This window comes from Streptosporangium nondiastaticum (genome assembly GCF_003011965.1).
In the GTDB taxonomy this organism is placed as follows: Bacteria; Actinomycetota; Actinomycetes; order Streptomycetales; family Streptomycetaceae; genus Streptomyces; species Streptomyces nondiastaticus.
On record NZ_PXWG01000018.1, the window covers coordinates 1 to 25,534 of the forward strand.

Annotated in this window: 22 protein-coding genes and 1 pseudogene; 13 read left to right on the forward strand and 10 right to left on the reverse strand. The window is 71.4% G+C overall.

Annotated elements, in window-relative coordinates:
* Nucleotides 1-501, forward strand: a pseudogene (locus B7P34_RS10500) (hypothetical protein); the annotation flags it as partial.
* Between the two features lie 147 nt (nucleotides 502-648).
* A complete protein-coding gene (locus B7P34_RS10505; RefSeq protein ID WP_106675578.1) occupies nucleotides 649-1,212 on the forward strand; it encodes a bacterial proteasome activator family protein in 564 nt (187 codons plus the stop codon).
* A gap of 102 nt (nucleotides 1,213-1,314) precedes the next feature.
* Here the strand turns inward: B7P34_RS10505 and B7P34_RS10510 are convergent, their stop codons facing one another.
* Nucleotides 1,315-3,057, reverse strand: a complete 1,743-nt coding sequence (locus tag B7P34_RS10510) for a protein kinase domain-containing protein (RefSeq protein ID WP_106675579.1) — start codon at nucleotides 3,055-3,057, stop codon at nucleotides 1,315-1,317.
* 317 nt (nucleotides 3,058-3,374) lie between these two features.
* Here B7P34_RS10510 and B7P34_RS10515 point away from each other — a divergent pair, with 317 nt between their 5' ends.
* Nucleotides 3,375-5,048, forward strand: a complete 1,674-nt coding sequence (locus tag B7P34_RS10515; RefSeq protein WP_106675580.1) for a protein kinase domain-containing protein — start codon at nucleotides 3,375-3,377, stop codon at nucleotides 5,046-5,048.
* A 99-nt stretch (nucleotides 5,049-5,147) separates the two neighbouring features.
* Here the strand turns inward: B7P34_RS10515 and B7P34_RS10520 are convergent, their stop codons facing one another.
* The 3 genes from B7P34_RS10520 to B7P34_RS10530 all read right to left on the reverse strand — a co-directional run bounded on the left by B7P34_RS10520 (nucleotide 5,148) and on the right by B7P34_RS10530 (nucleotide 7,484).
* Nucleotides 5,148-6,272: a phosphotransferase gene (locus B7P34_RS10520; protein WP_223267715.1), complete on the reverse strand. Its 1,125-nt coding sequence runs from the start codon at nucleotides 6,270-6,272 to the stop codon at nucleotides 5,148-5,150.
* 15 nt (nucleotides 6,273-6,287) lie between these two features.
* The gene (locus B7P34_RS10525) at nucleotides 6,288-6,722 is read right to left on the reverse strand and encodes a pyridoxamine 5'-phosphate oxidase family protein (protein WP_106675581.1); all 435 of its coding nucleotides are present in this window, start codon (nucleotides 6,720-6,722) and stop codon (nucleotides 6,288-6,290) included.
* Nucleotides 6,723-6,824: 102 nt separating this feature from the next.
* The gene (locus B7P34_RS10530) at nucleotides 6,825-7,484 is read right to left on the reverse strand and encodes a response regulator (RefSeq protein ID WP_106675582.1); all 660 of its coding nucleotides are present in this window, start codon (nucleotides 7,482-7,484) and stop codon (nucleotides 6,825-6,827) included.
* A gap of 465 nt (nucleotides 7,485-7,949) precedes the next feature.
* Between B7P34_RS10530 and pdhA the strand changes: the two genes are divergently transcribed.
* The 6 genes from pdhA to B7P34_RS10560 all read left to right on the forward strand — a co-directional run bounded on the left by pdhA (nucleotide 7,950) and on the right by B7P34_RS10560 (nucleotide 14,733).
* Nucleotides 7,950-8,999: a pyruvate dehydrogenase (acetyl-transferring) E1 component subunit alpha gene (pdhA, locus tag B7P34_RS10535; protein ID WP_223267727.1), complete on the forward strand. Its 1,050-nt coding sequence runs from the start codon at nucleotides 7,950-7,952 to the stop codon at nucleotides 8,997-8,999.
* A complete protein-coding gene (locus B7P34_RS10540) occupies nucleotides 8,999-9,979 on the forward strand; it encodes an alpha-ketoacid dehydrogenase subunit beta (protein WP_106675584.1) in 981 nt (326 codons plus the stop codon). Before pdhA ends, B7P34_RS10540 begins: the two co-directional genes overlap by 1 nt.
* Nucleotides 9,980-10,002: 23 nt before the next feature.
* Nucleotides 10,003-11,439 carry a dihydrolipoamide acetyltransferase family protein gene (locus tag B7P34_RS10545; protein ID WP_106675638.1) on the forward strand — a complete coding sequence of 479 codons (1,437 nt, stop codon included), beginning with the start codon at nucleotides 10,003-10,005 and terminating at the stop codon, nucleotides 11,437-11,439.
* A 234-nt stretch (nucleotides 11,440-11,673) separates the two neighbouring features.
* Entirely contained in the window at nucleotides 11,674-12,507 is an 834-nt protein-coding gene (locus tag B7P34_RS10550) for a helix-turn-helix transcriptional regulator (protein WP_189382666.1), read from the forward strand.
* Between the two features lie 139 nt (nucleotides 12,508-12,646).
* Nucleotides 12,647-13,318 (forward strand): GntR family transcriptional regulator, encoded by a 672-nt coding sequence (locus B7P34_RS10555; RefSeq protein WP_106675586.1) that lies wholly within the window; start codon nucleotides 12,647-12,649, stop codon nucleotides 13,316-13,318.
* A gap of 77 nt (nucleotides 13,319-13,395) precedes the next feature.
* Nucleotides 13,396-14,733, forward strand: coding sequence for an MFS transporter (locus B7P34_RS10560; RefSeq protein ID WP_106675587.1), 1,338 nt, complete (start codon nucleotides 13,396-13,398; stop codon nucleotides 14,731-14,733).
* 52 nt (nucleotides 14,734-14,785) lie between these two features.
* On the opposite strand, the gene B7P34_RS10565 is transcribed toward B7P34_RS10560, so the two are convergent.
* A complete protein-coding gene (locus B7P34_RS10565; protein ID WP_106675588.1) occupies nucleotides 14,786-15,616 on the reverse strand; it encodes a maleylpyruvate isomerase family mycothiol-dependent enzyme in 831 nt (276 codons plus the stop codon).
* A gap of 184 nt (nucleotides 15,617-15,800) precedes the next feature.
* Here B7P34_RS10565 and B7P34_RS10570 point away from each other — a divergent pair, with 184 nt between their 5' ends.
* Both B7P34_RS10570 and B7P34_RS10575 read left to right on the forward strand, forming a co-directional pair.
* On the forward strand, nucleotides 15,801-16,589 hold the full coding sequence (locus tag B7P34_RS10570; RefSeq protein ID WP_106675589.1) for a carbon-nitrogen family hydrolase: 789 nt from the start codon (nucleotides 15,801-15,803) through the stop codon (nucleotides 16,587-16,589).
* A 72-nt stretch (nucleotides 16,590-16,661) separates the two neighbouring features.
* Entirely contained in the window at nucleotides 16,662-18,494 is a 1,833-nt protein-coding gene (locus B7P34_RS10575; RefSeq protein ID WP_106675590.1) for an NHL domain-containing thioredoxin family protein, read from the forward strand.
* A 201-nt stretch (nucleotides 18,495-18,695) separates the two neighbouring features.
* Here B7P34_RS10575 and B7P34_RS10580 read toward each other — a convergent pair whose 3' ends face one another.
* From B7P34_RS10580 to B7P34_RS10595, 4 genes are all read right to left on the reverse strand, one after another.
* Nucleotides 18,696-18,920: a hypothetical protein gene (locus tag B7P34_RS10580; protein WP_106675591.1), complete on the reverse strand. Its 225-nt coding sequence runs from the start codon at nucleotides 18,918-18,920 to the stop codon at nucleotides 18,696-18,698.
* 86 nt (nucleotides 18,921-19,006) lie between these two features.
* Nucleotides 19,007-19,603, reverse strand: coding sequence for a DUF4232 domain-containing protein (locus tag B7P34_RS10585; RefSeq protein ID WP_223267728.1), 597 nt, complete (start codon nucleotides 19,601-19,603; stop codon nucleotides 19,007-19,009).
* A 14-nt stretch (nucleotides 19,604-19,617) separates the two neighbouring features.
* Complete coding sequence (locus B7P34_RS10590; protein WP_106675593.1) at nucleotides 19,618-20,910, reverse strand: M18 family aminopeptidase; 1,293 nt, start codon at nucleotides 20,908-20,910, stop codon at nucleotides 19,618-19,620.
* Nucleotides 20,911-21,047: 137 nt separating this feature from the next.
* Nucleotides 21,048-22,874, reverse strand: a complete 1,827-nt coding sequence (locus B7P34_RS10595) for an acyl-CoA dehydrogenase (protein WP_106675594.1) — start codon at nucleotides 22,872-22,874, stop codon at nucleotides 21,048-21,050.
* A gap of 130 nt (nucleotides 22,875-23,004) precedes the next feature.
* Between B7P34_RS10595 and B7P34_RS10600 the strand changes: the two genes are divergently transcribed.
* Complete coding sequence (locus B7P34_RS10600; RefSeq protein WP_106675595.1) at nucleotides 23,005-23,478, forward strand: SseB family protein; 474 nt, start codon at nucleotides 23,005-23,007, stop codon at nucleotides 23,476-23,478.
* Between the two features lie 23 nt (nucleotides 23,479-23,501).
* On the opposite strand, the gene B7P34_RS10605 is transcribed toward B7P34_RS10600, so the two are convergent.
* Nucleotides 23,502-24,440: a trypsin-like serine peptidase gene (locus tag B7P34_RS10605; RefSeq protein WP_106675596.1), complete on the reverse strand. Its 939-nt coding sequence runs from the start codon at nucleotides 24,438-24,440 to the stop codon at nucleotides 23,502-23,504.
* A 112-nt stretch (nucleotides 24,441-24,552) separates the two neighbouring features.
* On the opposite strand from B7P34_RS10605, the gene B7P34_RS10610 reads away from it, so the two are divergent.
* The gene (locus B7P34_RS10610; RefSeq protein ID WP_106675597.1) at nucleotides 24,553-25,497 is read left to right on the forward strand and encodes a pirin family protein; all 945 of its coding nucleotides are present in this window, start codon (nucleotides 24,553-24,555) and stop codon (nucleotides 25,495-25,497) included.
* Nucleotides 25,498-25,534: the final 37 nt, after the last annotated feature.

The following is a 25,534-nucleotide window of genomic DNA, read 5'->3' on the forward strand; positions in this document are numbered from 1 at the left end:
CCGACGCCCGGCCCCACTCGCCGCCCCTCGGCCCCGCCGGCCCCCGGCGAGGGCAGGCTCGCCGGGACGTCCGCCGGCGAGGGGCGCCTCCACCCGGGCCGCGATCCCGGCCGGACGACCCGGCCGGGCCCGCCCTCGATATCCGGTTCACTCTCCTCCGACGACCCTTCCGGACCGCCCTCCGCGGACCCCTCGGACGACACCGGTACGGAGGCGGGTGAGGACGCTGACGACACGGTCGAGGACGTACCGGGGGAGGACGCCCCCGACACCGCGCCGCCGGCCGCCGTGGACGAGGCGGGCGGTGTCCCCGAACAGCCGCAGGGGCCCGCAGGGCCGGTGACCCCCGACCCCGTGTCGACCCGCTCCTCCGCCCCCCACGCCGCCAGGACCGCCGCCTACGGTGACCGCGTGCTGCGCGTCCTGCCCCTGGGCACCGGTCTCGCCCTCACCGGCCTCGGGCTCGGGTTCTTCGCCCTGCGGCTGCGCAGGGCGAAGTGAGCAATGAAGTGAGCAATACGGCGCAGGTGGTGAAAAACGGGGCGCGCGGAGCGGGAAAGGGGCGCGCGGCAGGGCGCGTGGCACGGTGGATCAGGCGTGTACGGGGGCATCAACAGGGGGAAATCACATGTGCGAGAGAATGGCGGCATGGATATGCCGAGGAATGAACGGTCGCAGGAGGAGAGCCCCAAAGTCCTGGTCGTAGGCCCGGACGGCATGGCTCTCGGCAGCGCCAGCCCCGGCGGCGGGGAGGGCGACGACGAGTCGCGCGAGGTCCCGGTGACGGAAATGGTCGAACAGCCTGCGAAGGTCATGCGCATCGGCAGCATGATCAAGCAACTGCTGGAGGAAGTGCGGGCCGCACCTCTCGACGAGGCGAGCAGGGTCCGGCTCAAGGAGATCCACCACAGCTCCGTCAAGGAGCTGGAGGACGGCCTGGCCCCCGAGCTGGTCGAGGAGCTGGAGCGCCTGTCGCTTCCCTTCATGGACGACAGCGTGCCCAGCGAGGCGGAACTGCGCATCGCGCAGGCCCAGTTGGTCGGCTGGCTGGAGGGCCTGTTCCACGGCATCCAGACGACGCTGTTCGCCCAGCAGATGGCCGCCCGGGCCCAGCTGGAGCAGATGCGCAGGGCGCTGCCCGCCGGTGTCCTGGCGGACGACGAGGGCGACGGCCACCAGCACGGCGGCGCGCGCTCCGGCCCGTATCTCTGAGGCCTCTGAGCGAGCGTCAGCCCGCTTGTGCGTGTGCCCGGTACGTCCTGAGGGGACGTACCGGGCACACGCACAACGACAGCCTTACGAGGCCGGGCGGCCTTACGAAGCCGGGTCGCCCGTCGACACCGTCAGCACGAACTGGTCAGACGGCGACTTCGGGTCGAACGGGTCACCCGCGGCCGGCACCTGGTTGAGCACCGTGCCCTTGCCCCACGTGTTCTCCGACGACACGTCGATCCGGTACTTCCAGCCGGCCGCCTGGAGGCACGACTTCACGGAGTCGATGTACATGTAGCGGAAGTCGGGGGCCGACTTCTTCGACTTGTCGCTGTAGTACTCGTAGGCCTTGGTGCACTTCGCCGGGTCGATGGTCTTCGACTTGTCGCCCTCTTTGTGCTTGCTCTGCGTGCCGCCGGTGCTGCCGCCCGCCGTCGCACCGCCGCTCGTGGACGTGGTGCCGCCGCCGGTCGAGCCGCCGCCCGGGTTCGGGGCGACCGGCGCCTGGCTCTGGCCGCCGGTGGTGCCGCCGCTGCCGGCCTCGTCGTCCTTCTTGCCGCCGCCCAGCGTGATGGCGGCGATCACGCCGATGACCGCGAGGACCGCGACGACCGCCGAGCCGACGATGACGGCCTTGTTGCTCTTGCCGCCGCCGCCCGAGGGCGAGCCGACCGCGGTGGACGGGCCGGTCGAGTACGGCGGGGGCGTGCTGGGGCCGCCCGGGCCGGCCTGGAAGGGCTGCACCGGCGTCGGATAGCCCCCAGCGGCCTGCTGAGCGCCCGAGGAGGGTCCGTAGCCGCCGTTGTAGGGCCCGGGGGCCGCCGGGGGCTGGTAGGGCGTCTGGACGCCTCCAGGGCCCGGCGCGGGGGCCTGCTGGTCGACGGGCGGGAAGACCGCGGAGCTGACGCCCGCGCCGCTGCGCGCCGGCGGACCGCCCGCGATGATGATCGGGGAGGGCGCGGCCTGCGCCGTGCCCGCGACCCGCGCGCACTCGTCGCGCATGGCCTCGGCGCTCGGGAAGCGCTCGTTCGGGTTCTTCTTCAGGGCCCGGGCGACGAGCGCGTCGACCGCCGGCGGGATCGAGCGGTTGATCGAGGAGGGAGCGACCGGCTCCTCCTGGACGTGCGCGTAGGCGATGGCCAGCGGCGAGTCCGCGTCGAACGGCAGCCGCCCGGTCAGCAGCTCGAAGAGCATGATGCCGACCGAGTACAGGTCGGAGCGGGCGTCCACGCCCCGTCCGAGGGCCTGCTCGGGGGAGAGGTACTGCGGCGTGCCGACGACCATGCCGGTCTGCGTCATCGACGTGACGCCGGACTGCATGGCGCGGGCGATGCCGAAGTCCATCACCTTGACCACGCCGCGCTTGGTCATCATCACGTTGCCGGGCTTGATGTCACGGTGGACCAGGCCCATCTCGTGGCTGACCTCGAGCGCCGCCAGCACGTCGGCGGTGATCTTCAGCGCCTTGTCGGCCGGCATCGCGCCGAACTGCGCCACGTCCGCGTCGAGGACGGAGCGCAGCGGCCGGCCCTCGACGTACTCCATGACGATGTACGGCATGGTCGACCCGTCCAGGTCGTCCTCGCCGGTGTCGAACACCGAGACGATGTTGGTGTGTGTGAGCTTGGCGACGGCCTGGGCCTCGCGGCGGAACCGCTCGCGGAAGGACGCTTCCCGGCCGAGCTCCGTGTGAAGTGTCTTGATTGCGACCTGACGGTCCAGGACGGAGTCGTAGGCCAGGTGGACGGAGGCCATCCCGCCCTCGCCCAGCAGGTCCCGGAGCTGGTAGCGGCCGCCACCGACAGAGCGGCCCGCGTAGCGGCCCTGTGCGCCGTCCTGGCTCATCGTTCTACTTCCCCCTTGGGCGCACTGCCTGGCTACGAGGTGCCACCGCGCCGGCAGTGGCATACGTTTCGACTCTGTCGATATATCTCGGCCAAGTCTGCCCCAGGCCGCGGGCACGTCAAGCCGCGTGCCCGTTCCGTGACGGGATGCGCGACAAGACGTCACGAGATTTGCCTTGCCCAGGGCCGTGCGGGTTTGATAGCGCGTCCATCCCGGACCGGCGCGCGCCGCGGAACCTGTAGCGTGCCTTAGCGGAAGACCGTTTTCCCACCGCAGCGCCTTCCGCGCGACGCGGCCAGACACGACGGCGAGGACTGATGGCACAGACGCAGAGCGCCCAGGGTCCGTCCGACCCTGACGCCAACGAGGGCGGAATGCCCGATGTGCCGGAAATGTGGGGTAATGGCGGACTGGTGGGTGACGGCCGCTACCGGCTGACGCACAGGCTGGGCCGCGGCGGCATGGCCGAGGTCTTCGCCGCCGAGGACGTGCGCCTCGGCCGTACGGTCGCGGTGAAGCTGCTCCGTGCCGACCTCGCCGAGGACCCCGTCTCCAAGGCCCGCTTCACCCGCGAGGCACAGTCGGTCGCCGGCCTCAACCACCACGCGGTCGTCGCCGTTTACGACTCCGGCGAGGACACCGTCGGCCGCAACGTCGTTCCGTACATCGTCATGGAACTGGTTGAAGGCCGCACCATTCGCGACCTGTTGCTCAACGCCGAGGCCCCGCCGCCCGAGCAGGCGCTCATCATCGTCTCGGGCGTGCTGGAAGCGCTGGCCTACAGCCACCAGCACGGCATCGTCCACCGTGACATCAAGCCCGCCAACGTGATCATCACCAACAGCGGCGCGGTGAAGGTCATGGACTTCGGCATCGCCCGCGCCCTGCACGGCGCGGCCTCCACCATGACCCAGACCGGCATGGTCATGGGCACCCCGCAGTACCTCTCCCCGGAGCAGGCCCTCGGCAAGACCGTCGACGCCCGCTCGGACCTCTACGCCACCGGCTGTCTCCTCTACGAACTGCTCGCGCTGCGTCCGCCGTTCACCGGCGAGACCCCGCTCTCGGTCGTCTACCAGCACGTCCAGGACATGCCGGTGGCGCCGTCGCAGGTCCTCGGCAGCGTGCCGCCGGAGCTCGACGGGCTCGTCATGCGCTCCCTCGCGAAGGACCCGGACGACCGGTTCCAGAGCGCCGAGGAGATGCGCGGGCTGGTGCAGTACGCGCTGCAGATGCTGCACGACGCGGGCGCCCACACCGGCTCCTGGGACACCGGCCCCATCGACCACCTCGCCGGTGGCGCCACGCAGGTGATGGGCGCCGTCGGCGGCCAGCACACCACGGCCATGCCGCACGCGCCGCACGGCAACACCTCGCAGCAGCCGATCCTGCCGCCGCGCCACGGCGACGACGGCGGGTTCGACGGCTACGGCGGCAACGGCGGCCGCGGCCAGGGCGGCGGCAAGGGCAAGATGCTGCTCATCGCCGCCGTGGTGGCGATCGTGCTGGTGGCGGGCGCCGTCTACGCGGTGAAGGCGTTCCAGACGAGCGGCGGCCAGGGAGGGAAGCCGGCGAAGGACAAGACGTCCGTCGGCCCGTCCTCCCCCGGCCCCTCCGGCTCCGAGAGCCCCGACGCCCAGAAGTCCCCCTCCACGGGCCGCAACGGCACCACGGGCGACACGGGCCGTCAGCGCGGCTCGGACAGCGAGGACGACACCACGGACACGGGCGAGGACACCGGCCGCCGTCAGCCGTCGCACAAGCAGTCCCTGCCGCCGACCGGCGACCCGTCGACCAAGCCCGACCCGTCGACGAAGCCCGACCCGTCGACGAAGCCGTCCACCGGCGGAACCGGCGGCGACGACAAGCCCGGTACCACCGCCGGTCAGTCGGGCAGCACCGGCACCACCGCGGGCACCACGACCGGTCAGACCGGTGCTACCGGCACCACCACCGGTCAGAGCGGTCCCGGCCCGGTCACGGGCGGCTGATCCGGCTCACGGGCCGGAAGCAACCGGCAGCACGCACGTACTTGAGGGCACCCGATTCCGCATCGGGTGCCCTCAAGCCATTCGGGGAGCGTTCCGGGATCAGTCCGTGAATGCGTCCCGCACCGCCTCATAAGACCGCGTCCACCACACCGTCAGCGCGGCCGACGCCGGGAAGCCGGGGTCCGCGCGGTGGTCGCCCCGCTGGTAGCGCCAGCGCAGCATCCAGAAGTCGTTCAGCCGTTCCCACCACACGCGGTGGACGGCAGCGCCCAGTTCGGCGGGCCCGGCACCGCTCGCACGCCGGTACGCGCGCGCGTAGGGGCGTATCTTCGCGAGGTCGAGCGTGCCGTCGGGCCGGAGGAAGAAGATGACGGCGGCGCGGACGGCCTCCTCGGCGCGGGGCCGCACGCCGAGCCGGTCCCAGTCGACGATCGCGGCGGGTTCGCCGCCGCGGTAGAGCAGGTTGAGCGGGTGGAAGTCGCCGTGCACCCAGCCGGGCGCGGTGCCGTCGGCGGGCCGGCGGTGGGCGTGGCGCTCCAGCAGGGCGCGGCGTTCGATCAGCCGGTGCTCGGCGAGTTCGTCGAAGGAGTCGCGCGGGCGGCTGCCCCGGCCCCGGCGGACGAGCCCGAGGAGCTCCTCGATGAGGGCGTACGTGTCCTGCGGGTCGGCCGAGGCGTCTTCGGGCCTCCCGGGGCCTCCCGGGCCCGCAGGCGCCCGTCCAGGGCCTTCTGCGGGCGCGAGGGGCGCGAGCGGCCCGTCGGGGGTCTCCTCCCGGCAGACCTTCGCCAGGCACGTGTGGACGTGGCCGAGCAGCGCGCCGAGCTTGCGGGACTGGGCGAGGGTCAGCTCTCCGCCGTCGCGGTGGCGGCCTTCGACCCAGGGGTGCAGGGCGTAGCAGCGGCCGCCCAGGACGGTGACGGTGGTGCCGTCGGTGCGGGCCACGGGCGGGGCGACGGGCAGGCCGAGGGCGGCCAGGCGCAGGGTGACGCTGTGCTGGCGGGCGATGGCGGCCTGGTCGCCGTCGAGGTGGTGCTTGAGGAAGAAGTGGCCGCGGGTGGTGGTGAGGCGGTAGCCGCGGTTGAGCAGGCCCTGGGTCAGGGGGATGCACGAGACGGGCTCGCCCGCTCGGTCGTAGCGGCGCAGCAGCGTGTGCAGGGTGCCGGTGTCGGGGCCGATGTCGGGTCCGGTGTCGGGCGGGGCATCGGTGACAAGTGAGCGTGGCACGTCCCAAATGTTAAATCACGCTGAGTGCGCGGCCTGTCGCGCGGGGACCCCTTCGAGGTGATGCACGGTGGTGAACTGCGGTTCGATGCACAGGTATTCGGGACGGAAGGGGGTCGCGTCCGCCGTGCGGGGCGGCCGTCCGAAGCGTTCCAGGTCCTCCCCGGAGGGGAGGAAGAGGCGTGCGGTGCCGACGAATTGGACGGTCCACACGTCCTCGTCGCCCTCGCGGCGGTCGCCGAGGTTGTCCGCGCCGTACGCGACGACGTTGCCGTCGCAGGCCTGTGCGTATCCGAAGTCGCCGTGGAGGCGGAGTAGGACGCTCCCGCCGGAGACGATGTGGCGGGCGACGGTGACGAAGGGGAGCGCGCGCATGCTGACCGAGAGGCGGCCGTAAGGAGTGCGGCCGAGCAGTTCGAGGGCTCGGTGTCGGTCGGGATGCGCGGAGAGCATGGCACCACTGTGCACGCCCGCCCCGCCCGCCCATAGGGGCACCCGCCCCTATGGCGCAGGACATTGGTCCTGAATCACCGGTTTACCGTAAATCCGGCAGATTCACCGCTTCTCCGCCTGCAGCCGCGCCACGTACGCCGCCGCCTGGGAGCGCCGCTCCATGCCCAGCTTGGAGAGCAGGCTGGAGACGTAGTTCTTGATCGTCTTCTCGGCCAGGTGCAGCCGCTCGCCGATCACGCGGTTGGTCAGCCCTTCGCCGATCAGGTCCAGGATCCGGCGCTCCTGGTCGGTCAGGCTCGCCAGCCGGTCGTCGCCCTTGGGCGCCCTGCCGTCGCGCAGCCGCTCCAGCACCCGCGCCGTCGCCACGGGGTCGAGCAGGGATTTCCCGGCCGCCACGTCCCGTACGGCGGCGAGCAACTCATTGCCACGAATTGCCTTCAGTACGTAGCCGGAGGCGCCCGCCATGATCGCGTCGAAGAGCGCCTCGTCATCGGCGAAGGAGGTGAGCATCAGGCATTTGATCTGCTCGTCCTGCGAACGGATTTCCCGGCAGACTTCCACGCCGCTGCCATCCGGAAGGCGAACGTCCAGAACAGCCACGTCAGGGCGCGTGGCGGGAATGCGCACCAAGGCGTCCGCGGCCGTCCCGGCCTCCCCGACGACCTCGATGTCGGCCTCCCCGGCCAGCATCTCGTGCACCCCGCGCCGGACGACCTCGTGGTCGTCGAGCAGAAATACCGTGATTTTTCCTTGTTCGGGCACAGTGCCAGTCTCACACACCGAGTCTTCCCCTGCTCTTGTCCTCCGGGATAACGTGCCGTCGTTCCGGCAGCCCGCACGGGCTGTGCTCACAAGGTCGTGACCAGGAGCGTCGCCCCGCTTTCTCGATTTACTTGGAAATCCAAGCAAAATTGCAGGTCAGGCGGGGTTTCGCAGGAATGCGGCCTTCTGGGTAACGTGCTTATTGCAGGCCTTTCGCCGGGGCGCCTGTCACGCCCGGTTCCGGCCTCGGCACACCCACCCCGTGTGCCGTCGGGGATCGAGCGAGCATTCTCCTGCCTCACGGCGGGGGAACCCCCTCTGGCCGCCGGCGACCCCGGGGGCCGGACTGACGGAGGAGCACACGTGACTGTGGACAGCACTGCCGCGCGCAAGCCGCGCCGCGGCGGCAGCAAGCGCGCCGGCGCCAAGACCGCCAAGGCGGCGGGCGAGCCCGAGCTCGTACAGCTGCTGACGCCGGAGGGCGAGCGGGTCGAGCACCCCGACTACTCCATCGACCTGTCCGCCGAGGAACTGCGCGGCCTGTACCGGGACATGGTGCTGACCCGCCGCTTCGACGCGGAGGCCACCACCCTGCAGCGCCAGGGCGAACTCGGCCTGTGGGCCTCCCTGCTGGGCCAGGAGGCCGCCCAGATCGGCTCCGGCCGGGCCACCCGCCCGGACGACTACGTCTTCCCGACCTACCGCGAGCACGGCGTGGCCTGGTGCCGCGGGGTCGACCCCACCAACCTGCTGGGCATGTTCCGGGGTGTGAACCACGGCGGCTGGGACCCCAACGAGAACAACTTCCACCTCTACACCATCGTCATCGGCTCGCAGGCGCTGCACGCGACCGGCTACGCCATGGGGATCACCAAGGACGGCGCCGACTCCGCCGTCATCGCCTACTTCGGCGACGGCGCCTCCAGCCAGGGCGACGTGGCCGAGGCCTTCACCTTCGCGGCCGTCTACAACGCCCCGGTCGTGTTCTTCTGCCAGAACAACCAGTGGGCCATCTCCGAGCCCACCGAGAAGCAGACCCGCGTCCCGCTCTACCAGCGCGCGCAGGGCTACGGCTTCCCCGGCGTCCGCGTCGACGGCAACGACGTCCTCGCCTGCCTCGCGGTCACCAAGGCCGCCCTCGACCGGGCCCGCACCGGCGAGGGCCCGATGCTGATCGAGGCCTTCACGTACCGCATGGGCGCCCACACCACCTCCGACGACCCGACGCGCTACCGCCGCGACGAGGAGCGCGAGCTGTGGGAGGCCAAGGACCCGATCAAGCGGCTGCGCGCCCTCCTGGAGCGCGAGGGCCTCGCCGACGAGGCGTTCTTCGCGGGCTTGGAGACCGAGGCCGACGAGCTCGCCAAGCACGTGCGCGACCGCGTCCGCACCATGCCGGACCCCGAGGACATGGCGATCTTCGACAACATCTACGCCGACGGCCACGCCCTCGTCGACGAGGAGCGCGCCCAGTTCGCCGCCTACCAGGCTTCGTTCGCCGAGGAGAGCCACTGATGACCGCCCAGAAGCTCTCCATCGCCAAGGCGATCAACGCCTCGCTGCGCACCGCGCTGGAGAACGACCCCAAGGTCCTCGTCATGGGCGAGGACGTCGGCAAGCTCGGCGGCGTCTTCCGCGTCACCGACGGCCTCCAGAAGGACTTCGGCGAGGAGCGGGTCATCGACACCCCGCTCGCCGAGTCCGGCATCGTCGGCACCGCGATCGGCCTGGCCCTGCGCGGCTACCGCCCCGTCGTCGAGATCCAGTTCGACGGCTTCGTCTTCCCCGCGTACGACCAGATCGTCACCCAGCTCGCCAAGATGCACGCCCGCGCGCTCGGCAAGATCAAGCTGCCGGTCGTCATCCGCATCCCCTACGGCGGTGCCATCGGCGCCGTCGAGCACCACAGCGAGTCGCCCGAGACGCTGTTCGCGCACGTCGCGGGCCTGAAGGTGGTCTCCCCGTCGAACGCCTCGGACGCCTACTGGATGCTCCAGCAGGCGATCCAGAGCGACGACCCGGTCATCTACTTCGAGCCCAAGCGCCGCTACCACGACAAGTCCGAGCTCGACACGGAGGCCATCCCCGGCCCCCTGCACGCCGCGCGCGTCGCCCGCCCGGGCACGGACCTCACCCTCGCCGCCTACGGGCCGATGGTGAAGACCTGTCTGGAGGCCGCCGCGGCGGCCGAGGAGGAGGGCAAGTCCCTGGAGGTCCTCGACCTCCGCTCGATGTCGCCCATCGACTTCGACGGCATCCAGGCGTCCGTCGAGCGCACCCGCCGGCTGGTCGTCGTCCACGAGGCCCCGGTCTTCCTGGGCACCGGTGCGGAGATCGCCGCCCGGATCACCGAGCGCTGCTTCTACCACCTGGAGGCCCCGGTCCTGCGGGTCGGCGGATATCACGCGCCCTACCCGCCGTCCCGGCTGGAGGACGAGTACCTTCCGGGACTGGACCGGGTGCTCGACGCCGTCGACCGCGCGCTGGCGTACTGAGGGGTTTGAGGAGAGTCGTGACCATGACTGCAAGGACCGCGAACGACCAGCGCTTCCGCGAGTTCAAGATGCCCGACGTGGGCGAGGGGCTCACCGAGGCCGAGATCCTCAAGTGGTACGTGGCCGCCGGCGACACCGTCACCGACGGGCAGGTCGTGTGCGAGGTCGAGACGGCCAAGGCGGCGGTGGAGCTGCCGATCCCGTTCGACGGGGTCGTGCACGAGCTGCGGTTCCCCGAGGGGACGACGGTCGACGTCGGCCAGGTGATCATCTCGGTGGACACCCAGCCCGGTGCGGGCCCGGCCGCGCCGGAGCAGGCCGCGGCCCCGGCCGCGCCCGCCGAGGAGCCGGAGGAGCCGCAGGGGCGGCAGGCCGTGCTCGTCGGGTACGGGGCGGCGCCTTCGTCCACGAAGCGCCGCGCGCGCAAGCAGCAGCCCGTACCGGCTCAGCCGGTCGCCGCCGCCATACAGGCGGAGCTCAACGGGAGCGCGCCCGCTGCCCCGGCCGAGCAGGCCGCGCCGGCAGCGCCGGCCGCTCAGGCCCAGGCGGCCTCCGTTGGTGCTCGTCCGCTCGCCAAACCTCCCGTCCGCAAGCTCGCCAAGGACCTCGGGGTCGATCTCGCCTCCGTCGTCCCGTCCGGTGCCGACGGCATCGTGACGCGCGAGGACGTCCACGCCGCCGCCTCGGCCGCGACTGCCCCGGTCGCGGAGGAGCCGGTGGCCGTCGCGGGCGCTCCCGCGGCCGGTGCGGACCTCGCCGCGCGCGAGACCCGGATCCCGGTCAAGGGGGTCCGCAAAGCCACCGCCCAGGCGATGGTCGCGAGCGCCTTCACCGCGCCGCACGTCACGGAGTTCGTCACCGTCGACGTGACCCGCACCATGAAGCTCGTCCAGAAGCTCAAGGACGACCCCGACATGGCCGGCCTGCGCGTCAACCCGCTCCTGCTCGTCGCGAAGGCGTTCCTCGTCGCGATCAAGCGGAACCCGGACGTCAACGCGTCGTGGGACGAGGAGAACCAGGAGATCGTCCGCAAGGGCTACGTGAACCTGGGCATCGCGGCGGCCACGCCGCGCGGGCTGATCGTGCCGAACATCAAGGACGCCGGGGTCAAGACGCTTCCCGAGCTGTCCACGGCGCTGTCCGAGCTGGTGGCGACCGCCCGCGAGGGGAAGACCAGCCCGGCGGACATGTCCGGCGGCACGGTGACCATCACCAACGTGGGCGTCTTCGGCGTCGACACCGGCACGCCCATCCTCAACCCGGGCGAGTCCGCGATCCTGGCCGTGGGCGCGATCAAGCTGCAGCCGTGGGTCCACAAGGGCAAGGTCAAGCCGCGGCACGTGACGACGCTGGCGCTGTCCTTCGACCACCGCCTGGTCGACGGCGAGCTGGGTTCGAAGGTGCTCGCCGACACGGCGGCGGTGCTGGAGAATCCCCAGCGGCTGATCACCTGGGGATGATCCCGGCCCGGGGCCCCTGGATTGATTGGTTGAATTAGGTACGACATAAACGACGAAAGGCCCGGACGCTCCTCTCCTCACCCCCCTCCAGCGAGGAGAGAGCGCGGCGTCCGGGCCCCCGTCGTGATGCGGAGCGGCCTGGGGAATCCCAGCCGGGTCAGCTGCTGGAATAGCCCGTGCGGGGCAATTTACTTAGGATTGACCGACACTTGCACTGTCGGAATTGGAGGACGCGTGGACGCCGCCGACCACGTGGACGGTGAATCCATCAGCCGCCTTCTCCGCGCCTGGCGGGCCCGCGTCGACGCGCGCACCGTCCGCGAGCTGCGCGGCGTCTTCCCCCGCCCCGGGCGCCGCCTCTCCCAGGCCCACGTGGCCCGGATGACCGGGGTCAGCGAGGGCTGGTACCGCGCGCTGGAAGCCGGCCGCCGGCAGGACTTCTCCGAGCAATTCCTCCTCCGCGTCGCCCGCGCGCTGCGGCTCAGCGACGCAGAGACGCTCACGCTCTTTCTCGCGGTGAGCGGCCGCCGCCCGCCCGGTGAACTCTCCCGGGAAGCCGGTGCCGGACGGGGCGATCTCCCGCACGGCGTCAAAACCCTGCTGGAACAGCAGACGTCCTATCCCGCCTATCTCTCCGACGTGGCCTGGAATATCGTCGCGGCGAATTCCCTCATGGGCGAGTGGTTTCCCTGGGTGCGGCGGCCCGGCGCCAATCTGATGCGCTGGGCGCTGCTCGACCCCGAGGCCCGCGAGCAGATGCTCGACTGGGAGGACGCCTGCGCCCGCACGTACCTCGCCATGCTGCGCGTCGCCGCCAACAGCGACCCCGCCAACACCGAACTGCGCACGCTCGTACGCGACATCCTCGACGCGGACGCCGACTGCCGGCGCATCTGGGCCGAGGAGCACGACGTGGTCGAGCACCGCGACGGGGACGTGTTCCGGCTGCAACTGCCGTTCCACGGTGGGCGGGAGGTGCGGGTGACGAGTCATGTGCTGCTGCCCATACAGCGTCCTGACCTGCGATTCGTCTTCATCACGCCCGCGGACGGCTGGACGGCGCCCTAAGCCCTGCCGGGCGGGCGGCTGGACAGTGCCCTAGGCCCTGCCGGGCGGGCGGTTGGACAGGACCGTAAGCCGGGACGCCCCTTGTCCGGATCGCGGACCCCCTCTTTCTGCGTATATATCTTGTATCTATGCTGCGTGCATGCCAATCGCCCCGGCCGTGCCGTTCCAGCGGACCAAGCAGCCTCCCGCCGCCGAGCGCGTCTACACGCACATCAAGGAAGCCGTCCTGCAGCGCCGCTACGAAGGCGGCACGCTGCTCACCGAGGGGGATCTGGCAGAGGCCGTCGGGGTGTCCCGCACCCCCGTGCGCGAAGCCCTGCTCCGGCTGGAGGCCGAAGGGCTGATCAAGCTCTACCCGAAGAAGGGCGCCCTCGTCCTGCCCGTCTCCGCACAGGAGATCGCCGACGTCGTCGAGACCCGGCTGCTCGTCGAGAAGTACGCGGCGGCCAAGGCCGTACCCGCCTCCCCGCTGCTCATCGGCCGCCTGGAAGAGCTGCTCGACGACATGGCACGCCAGGCCGCCGCCGGTGACCTGGCCGCGGTCTCCGTCAGCGACCGCGCCTTCCACGCGGAGATCGTGCGCAGCGCCGGCAACGAGATCCTCTCCCGGCTCTACGACCAGCTGCGCGACCGCCAGCTGCGGATGGGAGTGGCCGTGATGCACGCCCACCCCGACCGCATCGCCAAGAACCACAGCGAGCACACCGAGATCCTCGAAGCGCTGCGCGCCGGCGACGCCGAGGCCGCCGTCGCCGTCATCGACCAGCACGTGAGCTGGGTGCGCAACCTCGCCCAGGGCGAGATCCGATGAACGAGCGGGGCGGGATCCGATGACCGCCCGGAGCGGGATCCGATGAACGAGCGGGATCAACGAGTGGGGGAGCACCGATGAGTCAGGGGGCCGCAGCGCTGCCCGGCGACCCACCCGGCGGACGGCGCGCGGTCGCCGTCTGGGGTCTGGGCGTCGGGGTCTACTTCGTCGCCATCATCTTCCGTACGAGCCTCGGCGTCGCGGGCATCGACGCCGCCGAGCGCTTCCACATCAACGCGTCCGCGCTGTCGACGTTCTCCATACTCCAGCTGCTCGTCTACGCGGGCATGCAGATACCCGTCGGCCTGATGGTCGACCGGCTGGGCACGAAGAAGGTGCTGGCGCTCGGCGCCGTCCTGTTCACCGCCGGGCAGCTCGCCTTCGCCCTCTCCCACGCGTACGGCACGGCCCTCGCCAGCCGCGCCCTGCTCGGCTGCGGCGACGCGATGACGTTCATCAGCGTCCTCCGGCTCGGCGCGCGCTGGTTCCCCGCCCGCCGCGGACCGATGATCGCGCAGGTGGCGGCGCTCTTCGGGATGGCGGGCAACCTCGTCTCCACCGTGGTCCTCGCCCGGCTGCTGCACGACGCCGGCTGGACCGCCACGTTCGGCGGCAGCGCGGCGGCGGGCGTCCTCGTCCTCCTCCTGACGCTGCTGTTCCTGAAGGACCACCCGGAGGGCCACGAGCCGCCGCCGGCCGCGCACGGAGACGGAGCCGGTGGCGGCAAGGGCTTCGCCGGGCGCCAGATCGTCCTGGCGTGGCGCGAACCCGGCACCCGGCTCGGCATGTGGGTGCACTTCACGACCCAGTTCCCCGCCATGGTCTTCCTGCTGCTGTGGGGCATGCCGTTCCTGGTCGAGGCGCAGGGCCTCGCGCGGGGGACCGCGGGCGTCCTGCTGACCGTCGTCGTGCTCTCCAACATGGCCGTCGGGCTCGTCTACGGGCAGATCATCGCCCGCCACCACGCGGCCCGGCTGCCCCTCGCGCTCGGCACGGTCGGCGCGACCGCGCTGCTGTGGGCCGCCGTGGCCGGCTGGCCCGGCGCCCACGCGCCCATGTGGCTGCTCGTGACCGAATGCGTCGTGCTCGGCGCGTGCGGCCCCGCGTCCATGATCGGCTTCGACTTCGCCCGCCCCGCGAACCCGCCCGGGCGCCAGGGCACCGCCTCCGGCATCGTCAACATGGGCGGCTTCGTCGCCTCCATCACCACGCTGCTGGCCGTGGGCGTCCTGCTCGACGCCACCGGGGACGACTACCGGCTCGCCTTCTGCTCCGTCTTCGTCCTGGAAGCGCTCGGCCTGTCCCAGATCCTGCGGCTGCGGACGCGCGCGCAGCGGCGGGAGCAGGAGCGGGTGGTGGCCTCGCGGGTGGAGACGGTGCACGTGCCGGCGGTTTCGCCGGGGTCCACGGCGTAGGCGCCGGCCCTGCGGGCTGCTCCGGTGGCGAACGCCGGTGCTACGGCCGGTGCTACGGCGTGATCGCGAACTCCCTCAGGATCGCCTCCGCCAGCCCCGGCTCCCCCTCCACCTTGATCCGCCCCAGCGCCGCCTCCGGCTGCACCCGCCCGCACGCCAGCCGCGCGTACGTCTCCCAGTCCATCGCGAGCGTCACCGTCGGGCCCAGCGACACGCTGCTGTCGATCGTCCCCCGCCCCTGCTGGTCGACGCGCACGGTCCGCAGGAACTCCAGCGGGCCGTGCACGTCGAAGACGACCGCCGATCCCGGCGGCGCGCCCGCGTCCCTGGCCACGACTTTCGGCAGGGCGCCCAGCAGGAAGTCCCGGCAGATGACCGCGGCGGGCGAGTCCAGGTTGCCGGGCATGCCGAGCGCGCGGCGCAGGTCCTGCTCGTGCGTCCACACGTCGAAGGCCCGTACCACCAGGGCGCGTTCGAGCGGCTGCTCGTTGCCGGAGCCGAGCGGCCAGCGGATCGGCGTCTGCGGGCCGCGCGTCTCGTTGCGGAGCTGGCGGGCGCGGCGGATGACGATGAGCTCCAGCTCCGACGTCATCTCCAGTGCGGTGTGACAGCGCCGCACGTCCACCTGCACCTCGTTGTAGCGGGAGAACTCGTCGGTGACGTGGAAGAGGTCGCGCGGCAGCGTGTGGATCGGCCGCGGCTCACCCATCATTTCGGTCTCCACGCCGATGACGTGCGAGACGACGTCGCGCACCGACCACCCGGGGCACTCGGTGGCCCGGTTCCAGTCGCTCTCGGCGAGCGGTTTCACCAAGTCGTTGATCGCTTCGATGGAGTGGGTCCAGGCGTCGATGGCCGGCTGAAGATTCGGGTGGACGGTCACGTGATCCCTCGGGCGGTGCGGCGGGTGCGTGGGCGTTCCTGACACGGGCTACGGGCTACGAGTTACGGGCTACTGGCTACGGGTGCGGCAGTGCGTCGGCGTTCCTGATGCGGGTGCGTTAGTTAAGTTACGCTGCGCGCGGGCGACCCGGCAGAGGTTTCGTGTGCTGAGAGTGGTGGGTACTGTGCGTGCTTCCCTGATTCAGATAAACGTCGATCCGGCCGAGCCGGTCGCCGAACGGCGCGACCGCGCGGCGGCGCTGGTGCGGGAACAGGCGGGCAGCGATCTCGTCGTCCTGCCCGAGCTGTGGCACGTGGGCGCCTTCTCCTTCGAGTCGTTCGCGGCCGGCGCGGAACCGCTGGACGGTCCCACGGCGCGGGCGATGTCCGCCGCCGCGCGCGACGCGGCCGTCCACCTGCACGCCGGATCGATCGTCGAGCGCGACGCCGACGGGGCCCTGTACAACACCTCCCTGGTCTTCTCCCCGGGCGGCGAACTCGTGCGCACGTACCGGAAGATCCACCGCTTCGGCTTCGACAAGGGCGAGGCCGTGACCATGGCCGCGGGCACGGAGCCGGTCACCGTTTCCCTGCCCGGCGCCGTGGCGGGCCTCGCCACCTGCTACGACCTGAGGTTCCCCGAGCTCTTCCGCGCCCTCGTCGACCGCGGCGCCCGCATGTTCGTCGTACCGGCCGGATGGCCCGAGCGGCGCCGCGCCCACTGGTCCCTGCTCGCCCGCGCGCGGGCCGTCGAGAACCAGGCGTACGTGCTGGCCTGCGGCACGGCCGGCACGCACGCGGGGGTGGAGCAGGCCGGGCACAGCGTGGTGGTCGATCCCTGGGGAGAGGTGGTCGCCGAGGCCGGGGGCGGGGAGGAGGTCCTCGCCGTCGACCTCGACCTCGCGCGCGTCGACCGGATCCGCGAGGACTTTCCCGCGCTCAAGGACCGGGTCCTCGGCGTCCGCGGAGATTAACGCCGTGTGTCGCCGTGTGTCATTCCCCGGACGGGGGAATGCCCGCTGTGGCGGATGTTGTTTGATGGCTGTATGGCCCCACGAGTACGCGTCCGCGCCCCCGAACTGATCGGCAAGGGCGGCTGGCTGAACACCGGAAATGTCGACCTTTCCCTCGCTGACCTGCGAGGACGCATCGTCATCCTCGACTTCTGGACGTTCTGCTGTGTGAACTGCCTGCACGTCCTCGACGAGCTGCGCGAGCTGGAGGAGAAGCACCGCGACACCGTGGTGATCATCGGTGTGCACTCGCCGAAGTTCGTCCACGAAGCCGAGCACCAGGCCGTCGTCGACGCCGTCGAGCGGTACGGGGTCGAGCACCCCGTCCTCGACGACCCCGAGCTCGCCACGTGGAAGCAGTACGCCGTGCGGGCCTGGCCCACGCTCGTGGTGATCGACCCCGAGGGGTACGTCGTCGCCCAGCACTCCGGCGAGGGCCACGCCCACGCCCTGGAGGCGCTCGTCGCCGAGCTGGAGGCCGAGCACGGCGCGAAGGGGACGCTGCGGCGGGGGGACGGGCCGTACGTGGCGCCCGAGCCCGTGGCCACGGACCTCCGGTTCCCGGGGAAGGCGGTCGTGCTGCCCGGTGGCGGGTTCCTCGTCTCCGACTCCACGCGGCACCAGCTGGTGGAGATGGCGGCCGACGGTGAGACGGTCGTGCGGCGGATCGGCAGCGGCGAGCGGGGCTTCGGCTCCGGGGCGTCCGACGGCGGCGCCCCGTCCGGCGGCGTCCCCTCGTTCAACGAGCCCCAGGGGCTCGCCCTGCTGCCCGGCGGCAAGGTCGTCGTCGCCGACACCGTCAACCACGCACTGCGTTCCTACGACCCGGAGACCGGTGCCGTGACCACCATCGCCGGCACCGGGCGGCAGTGGATGCAGGGGCAGCCCACGTCCGGGCCCGCCCTTGAGGTCTCACTCTCCTCCCCCTGGGACGTCGCCTGGTTCGACGGGAAGCTGTGGATCGCCATGGCCGGCGTGCACCAGCTGTGGACGTACGACCCCGGGAGCGGGACGGTCGAGGCCGCCGCCGGCACGACGAACGAGGGCATCGTCGACGGGCCGCTGCGCGAGGCCTGGTTCGCCCAGCCGTCCGGGCTCGCGGCGTCGGCCGACGGCGAGCGGCTGTGGGTCGCCGACTCCGAGGGGTCCGCCGTGCGGTGGGTCGACCGTGACGGGTTCGTGCACACCGCCGTCGGCAAAGGCCTGTTCGACTTCGGGCACCGCGACGGGGACGCGTCGCAGGCCCTGCTGCAGCACCCGCTCGGCGTCACCGCCCTCCCCGACGGGTCCGTCGCCATCGCCGACACGTACAACCACGCGCTGCGGCGCTACGACCCGGCGAGCGGCGAGGTGACCACCCTGGCCACGGACCTGCGGGAGCCGTCCGACGCGGTGCTCGCCGGGGACGACGTCGTCGTGGTCGAGTCCGCCCGGCACCGGCTCACGCGGCTGCGGCTGCCCGAGTCCGCGGTACGGGTGGAGGCCGTCGCCCATCAGACGCAGCGGGCCGCGACGGACGTGGCGCCCGGGCGGCTGCGGGTCGACGTCGTCTTCTCCGCGCCGGCGGGGCAGAAGCTCGACACGCGGTACGGGCCGTCGACGCGGCTGATCGTCAGCTCCACACCGCCGGGGCTCCTGGCGGAGGGCGCGGGGACGGGTACGGACCTCGGGCGCGATCTGGTGCTGGCGGAGGGCGTGACCGAGGGCATCCTGCACGTCTCGGCGATGGCGGCGTCGTGTGACGACGATCCGGCCAACGAGTACCCGGCCTGTCACATGCATCAGAACGACTGGGGTGTGCCGGTGCGGGTCGTCCCTGGCGGGGCCGAGCGGCTGCCGTTGGTTCTTGCGGGGCTGGACGGCTGACGGCTGCGGCTGACGCGTCGTTGCGGGGCCGGGCCGGCGGCTCCGGGGCAGGGGTCCGGGACCGTATATTTACGGGCCCGTGCCCCGCGCCGCTGCGGCGCCCTCGTCGTCGACGGGCCCGCAAATACACGTCAGCGTCCCGGACCCCTGCCCCTGCGCCCCCGGCCCTCCTGCCCTTCGGCGGCCGCGGCCCGTGAGGGCTCAGCGGATGAAGCGGTGGTCCTCCTCCACCACCGGCGCTGCCGGCGGCGGGGCCTGCACCCTGCGGCGTTTGTAGATGCTGACGTACGCGGCGGTGCCGATGAAGCCGACCGCCATCAGGATCAGTCCCACCAGCGGGACGTTCATGCCGTCGACGTGCCAGTCGACCGCGAAGGTGAGGATCGCCCCGATCCCGATCAGACCGATGCACCATCCCATGCCCATGGTGAAGCCTCCGTATCCGATTGGCTGTTCCGGTGCCGGCACGCATCGCGTACCCCGGACCGGAACGGCCAATCGGAGGGAAGGCGTCAGCCCTTGAGCGCGGCGGCCTCGTCCGGCAGCCAGTACGTGGCCTTCGCCTGGTCGTCCACGTGGAGCGTGCCGGTGGGGAGGGCCGGCGTCGACGGGTCGCCCTGCAAGGGGTCGCCGTTCGGGCTCTGGAAGGTCAGGGACAGCTTGTGCGCGTCGCGGCCCGGGCCGCCCGAACCGTCGGGCGCGGTCGGTGTGACGGCCGCATAGGCGGACTTGCCCGGCGCCACCTTGACCGGCGCCTTCGGCTTGGTCTCCTCGCCCGCGGCCGCCGTCGCCTGGTCCTGGTCGAAGCGGACGTACGGGAAGCCGTAGGCCGTGCACGGCTTCTTGCCGGTGTTCGTCGCCACGAGCAGGACCTTGCCGGACCGCGAACCGGCCTCGACCTTCATGTCCGACGGCGCGCAGGCGTCGCCCTTGTCCTGAGGCTTGTCGTCCGCCTCCTCCTCACCCGGTTCCCCCTCGTCGGCCGAGGGGGCCACGGCCGACGGCTCGTCCTTCGCGCCGGCCTTGTCGTCGTTCTTGCTTCCGCACGCGGTCAGCGTGAGGGCCGCCGTGACGGCCAGGGCCGCCGCGGCCCAGATGCGGTGCTTCACCGTGCTCAACGCGCTCAGCCTTCCAGGAACGCCGTCAGCGCCGCCGCCAGCAGGTACGGGTCGTCCGCCCCGCACAGCTCGCGCGCCGAGTGCATCGACAGGCAGGCCACGCCGATGTCCACCGTGGCGATGCCGTGCCGCGCCGCCGTGATCGGGCCGATCGTCGTGCCGCAGGGCATGGCGTTGTTGGACACGAAGTGCTGCCACGGCACGCCCGCCCGCTCGCACGCCGCGGCGAACACCGCCCGGCCGCTGCCGTCCGTGGCGTAGCGCTGGTTGACGTTGACCTTGAGGATCGGGCCGCCGTTGGGGACGGGGTGGTGGCCCGGCTCGTGGCGCTCCGTGTAGTTGGGGTGGACCGCGTGGCCCGTGTCGGAGGAGAGGCAGATCGTGCCGGCGAAGGCGCGGGCCTTGTCCTCGTACGTGCCGCCGCGGGCGAAGACGGATCGTTCCAGCACGTTGCCCAGGAGGGGGCCCTCCGCGCCCGTGTCGGACTGGCTGCCGTTCTCCTCGTGGTCGAACGCGGCCAGGACCGGGATGTACGGGAGGCCCTCGGAAGCGGTGGCGGCGATCAGCGCCGCCGTGCCGGCGTGCACGGAGAGGAGGTTGTCCATGCGCGGGCCGGCCAGAAGCTCCTGGTCGCGGCCCAGGTAGGCGGGCGCCTCCACGCTGTGGACCATCAGGTCCCAGCCGGCGATGTCGTCCGCGGCGATGCCGGTCTCTTCGGCCACGAAGCGGATCAGGTCGCCCTCGTTCGGCTTGCCCAGGCCCCAGATCGGGGTCATGTGCTTCTGCTTGTCGAGCTTGAGGCCGTCCTGGTTGACGCCTCTGTCGAGGTGGATCGCGAGCTGGGGGACGCGCAGCAGCGGGCGGTCGACGTTGACGAGGCGGTGGCTGCCGTCCCGGAGGGTGACCCGGCCGGAGAGGCCGAGGTCGCGGTCCAGCCAGGTGTTGAGGAGCGTGCCGCCGTAGAGTTCCACGGCGACCTGGCGCCAGCCCGCGGAGCCGGTGTCCGGCAGCGGCTTGACGCGCAGGTTGGGCGAGTCGGTGTGCGCACCGACGATCCGGAAGGGGCTGGCGGGCGTCGCGCCCTCCGGCACGTACCAGGCGATGATCGCGCCGCCGCGCGTCACGTACTTGCCGCCGGTCGTGGCGTCCCACGCGTCGGTCTCCGCGACCTGGCGGAATCCCGCCTTCTCCAGCCGCTCGGCGGTGTTGGCCACCGCGTGGTAGGGGGAGGGACTGGCGGCGAGGAACGTCATCAGGTCGTCGGTGTGGCCGCGGTCGAAGCGGTGCGCAGAGCTCATGGCCTCAGGATAAGGATCAGGGCAAGAGCCGGGCGGGGGTTTGCGCCCGGGCTCTTGCCCCTTTGTTCACGTGGGCCTCAACAGCCCTGTTCTGTCCGGCGAACCGGTCGGAGACCGATCAGAACGCGGCCTGGTCTTTAGAACGCGGCCTCGTCCAGCTCCATGAGGGAGTTGTCGACGGCCTCGGCGAGCGCGCGCTCGACGGAGACGCGCGGCAGGATGTCGGAGGTGAAGAACTTCGCCGCCGCGATCTTGCCGGTGTAGAACGCCTTGTCCTTGGCGGAGGCGCCGTCCAGCTTCTCGGCGGCCACGGCCGCGCCCTTGAGGAGCAGGTACGAGATGACGACGTCGCCGGAGGCGAGCAGCAGGCGGGTGGTGTTCAGGCCGACCTTGTAGATGTTCTTGACGTCCTCGCCCGTCGCGGTGAGGTCGGTGATCATCTTGCCGACGATCGCCTCCAGGTCGACCGCGGCCTTGGCGAGCGCGCCGCGGGCGCCGGCCAGCTCCTCGCCGCCGGCCTCGGAGGCCAGGAACTTCTTGATCTCCTCGGAGAGGGTGTTCAGGGCCTGGCCCTGGTCACGGACGATCTTCCGGAAGAAGAAGTCCTGGCCCTGGATGGCCGTGGTGCCCTCGTAGAGCGTGTCGATCTTCGAGTCCCGGATGTACTGCTCGATCGGGTACTCCTGCAGGTAGCCGGAGCCGCCGAAGGTCTGCAGGGACTGGGCGAGCTGCTCGTAGGACTTCTCGGAGCCGTAGCCCTTGACGATCGGCAGGAGCAGGTCGTTGAGGCCGTGCAGCGCCTTGGCGTCCTCGCCCGCGGCCTCCTTGACCATGATCTCGTCCTGGACCGAGGCGGTGTAGAGGACGAGGGCGCGCATGCCCTCCGCGTACGCCTTCTGCGTCATCAGCGAGCGGCGCACGTCGGGGTGGTGGGTGATGGTGACCTTGGGCGCGGTCTTGTCCATGAAGTTGGCCAGGTCCGGGCCCTGCACGCGCTCCTTGGCGTACTCCAGCGCGTTGAGGTAGCCGGTGGAGAGGGTGGCGATGGCCTTCGTGCCGACCATCATCCGGGCGAACTCGATGATCATGAACATCTGGCGGATGCCGTCGTGCTTCTCGCCGATGAGCCAGCCCTTGGCGGGGTGCTTGTCGCCGAAGGTCATCTCGCACGTGTTGGAGGCCTTGAGGCCCATCTTGTGCTCGACGTTGGTCGCGTAGACGCCGTTGCGCTCGCCCAGCTCGCCGGTCTCGAAGTCGAACTCGTACTTCGGCACGAGGAAGAGGGAGAGGCCCTTGGTGCCGGGGCCGGCGCCCTCGGGGCGGGCGAGGACGTAGTGGAGGATGTTCTCCGCCATGTCGTGCTCACCCGAGGTGATGAAGCGCTTCACGCCCTCGATGTGCCAGGAGCCGTCCTCCTGCTGGACGGCCTTGGTGCGGCCGGCGCCCACGTCCGAGCCGGCGTCCGGCTCGGTCAGCACCATGGTGGAGCCCCACTGCTTCTCCACCGCGATCTTCGCGATGTGCTTCTGCTGCTCGGTGCCCTCCTCGAAGAGGATGCCGGCGAACGCCGGGCCCGAGGAGTACATCCAGATGGCCGGGTTGGAGCCCAGGATCGACTCGGCGTAGGCCCAGATCAGGGAGCGGGGCGCGGTGGTGCCGCCGATCTCCTCCGGGATGCCGAGGCGCCACCACTCGGCGTCCATGTAGGCCTGGTAGCTCTTCTTGAAGGTGTCCGGAACCGGGGCGGTGTTGGTGTCCGGGTCGAAGACCGGCGGGTTGCGGTCCGCGTCGGCGAAGGAGTCGGCCAGCTCGTTCTCCGAGAGGCGCGTGATCTCCGACAGGATGTCCTTGGCGGTCTCGACGTCCATCTCCGCGAACGGGCCGGTGCCGTACAGCTTGTCGCGGCCGAGGACCTCGAAGAGGTTGAACTCGATGTCGCGGAGATTCGACTTGTAGTGGCCCATGACAACGGCTCCGTAGGACTGGGAGGATGAACCCTCAAATACGTACCGGGCAGTAATCTGCATGATGCTACCCACCGGTAATAAGACGCAACCCCTGTTCGACCGACTGTGACCCTTTACGCTTTGCGGCATGTACGGCTACGACCAGAACGCGGGCACGCAGGGTTACGCGCCGCCGCCACCGCCGCCTCAGCAGCACGGCGGTCCCGGTGTCTACGGCGAACAGCCGCTCTATCCGGAGCCGTCTCCTCCGTCGCTTGCGGACGCGGTGCGGGCCTTCACCACGGGCTCGATGTCCGCGGAGGACTTCCAGACGGTCTTCTCCACGTCGAAGGTCTACTGCCCCCGCGGCGACAACCCCGGCTTCCTCGCGCTGCACAACACGCAGCAGCCGGTGATCCCCATGTTCACGTCGCTGAAGGAGCTGCGGCGGTACGCGGGCAAGGAGTCCAAGTACTTCGTCATCACGGGCGCGGAGGTGATCGACCTCCTGCCGACGGGCTACGGCTTCGTGCTCGACATCGAGGGCGACCACCGCATGGTCTTCGACGCCAAGGCCGTCGAGCAGATGGTCGACTTCACGATGCGCAGGCTCTACGGCTGACCCCGGCCGGCGCGTGCGGGCTCTCAGCCCGCCGTCGTCGCCCTCCGGTAGAGGGCTTCGACCCCGTCGCCGAAGTACGAGCTGTACGACGTCTCCTCGTCGCCGCCCTCGTCATGGCCGCCCACGACCCCGTTGACCGTGCCCAGCCCGGTCGCGGGGTCGACGTCGGTGAGGAAGGGCCCGCCGCTCGTGCCGTTGGGCAGGTCCGCGCAGTCGAACCGCAGCTGGGTGGGGCTGAAGGACTTCGTGGCGTTCTGGCAGGAGACCGGGCGCTCCTCGGTCACCGGGTAGCCCGTCACCCGCGCCTGCTGCCCGACCGGCGGCCGGAAGCGGATCCGCTCCGCGCCGGTGACCTGCTCGATCGCCCGCGTGTCCGCGCCCGGCCGGCGCACCCGCAGGAACGCCACGTCGTGGTCCGGGTCGCGGTCTGCCGCCCACTCCGGGTCGAGGTCCACGGACGCCGGCACCCACACCCCGTACGGCGCGACGCCGTCGCGGTAGCCCGGCACGAAGGCGATGTCCGTGCGGAAGCCGTCCTGGTAGACGCAGTGCGCCGCGGTGACGATCAGATCGCCCTTCGGGCTGTGCACGACGCTCGCGCTGCAGCCGTGCCCCGGTGCGCCCTGGCCCGTGTAGAACAGCGGCCCGACGGCCGGGGACGGTGCGGATTCGGTGGCGCGCAGGGGGTCCGAGGTGGGGAGCGGGTCGGTTCCGCCGCTGCTCGCGGGCTTGATGGGTGCCGTGCCGTTCTCGCTGCGGACGGCCGAGCGCATCGCCTCCGCCGTCTCGTCCCCCTGCGCCTTCGGCTGTGCGTAGTGCCCCGAGGCGTCGCCGTCGGCCACGGGGGAGTCCGTGGCCAGGCCCTGGTTCGCCACGATCAGCCCGGCGGCGGCCAGCCCCAGGACCGCCGCGACGAGGGCGGTGAGGGCGGCCGGGCGGGGCCCGCTGGCGTTCTGGCGCATTGATCCAGTGTCCATGATCCGGGGCGCGGTTCCGGTGGTGGGGAATGCGGGGTCCTTGCGGGTTGTTCATCCTTCAACTAAATTGAAACGTGAACGAACCGAGGAGGTCGTCATGCCAGCAGTGACCGTCGAGAACCCGTTGACCCTGCCGCGCGTCACCGCCGCGGCGGGCGCCCCGCAGCGGCCGGTGCTGTACGTCGGCACGGCTCCGTCGGGGTTCGAGGGCGAGGGATTCCCCGTGCGCAGGGCCTTCGCGGGGATCAATTACAAGTACCTGGACCCGTTCATCATGATGGACCAGATGGGCGAGGTGGACTACGCGGCCGGCGAGCCGAAGGGGACCCCCTGGCACCCGCACCGCGGGTTCGAGACGGTGACCTACATCATCGACGGCACGTTCGTGCACCGCGACTCGCACGGTGGCGGCGGCGTCATCACGGACGGCGACACGCAGTGGATGACGGCCGGCTCCGGCCTGCTGCACATCGAGACCCCGCCGGAGGAGCTCGTCATGAGCGGCGGCCTCTTCCACGGCCTGCAGCTATGGGTGAACCTGCCGGCCGAGGACAAGATGATCGCGCCGAAGTACCAGGACATCCGCGGCGGCAGCGTGAAGCTGCTGGCGTCGGAGGACGGCGGCGCGCTGCTGCGGCTCATCGCGGGCGACGTGGCCGGGCACACCGGGCCCGGCGCGACGCACACCCCGATCACGATGATCCACGCTTCCGTGAGCCCGGGGGCGGAGGTCACGCTGCCGTGGCGGTCCGACTTCAACGCGCTCGCGTACGGGCTCGCCGGCCACGGCGCGGCCGGTGCGGAGGGGCGTCCGTTCGGAGAGGGGCGGACCGTCGTCTTCGGCGACGGAGACTCCCTGACGATCCGGGCCGCGGAGAAGCAGGACTCGCGCAGCGAGCGGTTCGAGGTCGTGCTGCTGGGCGGGCGGCCGATCCGCGAGCCCATGCAGCACTACGGCCCGTTCGTCATGAACACCCACGCCGAACTGGCCCAGGCCTTCGACGACTACCAGGCGGGACGGCTGGGGGTCATCCCGGCGTAGCGGAGCCCCTGCGGGGGGCGGGCCGGGGTTCATGGGT

Excerpts from the sequence above, each read along its gene's own strand:
- B7P34_RS10505 (WP_106675578.1), top strand. The coding sequence starts at position 649 with ATGGATATGCCGAGGAATGAACGGTCGCAGGAGGAGAGCCCCAAAGTC.
- B7P34_RS10510 (WP_106675579.1), bottom strand. The coding sequence starts at position 3,057 with ATGAGCCAGGACGGCGCACAGGGCCGCTACGCGGGCCGCTCTGTCGGT.
- B7P34_RS10515 (WP_106675580.1), top strand. The coding sequence starts at position 3,375 with ATGGCACAGACGCAGAGCGCCCAGGGTCCGTCCGACCCTGACGCCAAC.
- B7P34_RS10525 (WP_106675581.1), bottom strand. The coding sequence starts at position 6,722 with ATGCTCTCCGCGCATCCCGACCGACACCGAGCCCTCGAACTGCTCGGC.
- B7P34_RS10540 (WP_106675584.1), top strand. The coding sequence starts at position 8,999 with ATGACCGCCCAGAAGCTCTCCATCGCCAAGGCGATCAACGCCTCGCTG.
- B7P34_RS10545 (WP_106675638.1), top strand. The coding sequence starts at position 10,003 with ATGACTGCAAGGACCGCGAACGACCAGCGCTTCCGCGAGTTCAAGATG.
- B7P34_RS10555 (WP_106675586.1), top strand. The coding sequence starts at position 12,647 with ATGCCAATCGCCCCGGCCGTGCCGTTCCAGCGGACCAAGCAGCCTCCC.
- B7P34_RS10560 (WP_106675587.1), top strand. The coding sequence starts at position 13,396 with ATGAGTCAGGGGGCCGCAGCGCTGCCCGGCGACCCACCCGGCGGACGG.
- B7P34_RS10575 (WP_106675590.1), top strand. The coding sequence starts at position 16,662 with ATGGCCCCACGAGTACGCGTCCGCGCCCCCGAACTGATCGGCAAGGGC.
- B7P34_RS10580 (WP_106675591.1), bottom strand. The coding sequence starts at position 18,920 with ATGGGCATGGGATGGTGCATCGGTCTGATCGGGATCGGGGCGATCCTC.
- B7P34_RS10590 (WP_106675593.1), bottom strand. The coding sequence starts at position 20,910 with ATGAGCTCTGCGCACCGCTTCGACCGCGGCCACACCGACGACCTGATG.
- B7P34_RS10595 (WP_106675594.1), bottom strand. The coding sequence starts at position 22,874 with ATGGGCCACTACAAGTCGAATCTCCGCGACATCGAGTTCAACCTCTTC.
- B7P34_RS10600 (WP_106675595.1), top strand. The coding sequence starts at position 23,005 with ATGTACGGCTACGACCAGAACGCGGGCACGCAGGGTTACGCGCCGCCG.
- B7P34_RS10605 (WP_106675596.1), bottom strand. The coding sequence starts at position 24,440 with ATGCGCCAGAACGCCAGCGGGCCCCGCCCGGCCGCCCTCACCGCCCTC.
- B7P34_RS10610 (WP_106675597.1), top strand. The coding sequence starts at position 24,553 with ATGCCAGCAGTGACCGTCGAGAACCCGTTGACCCTGCCGCGCGTCACC.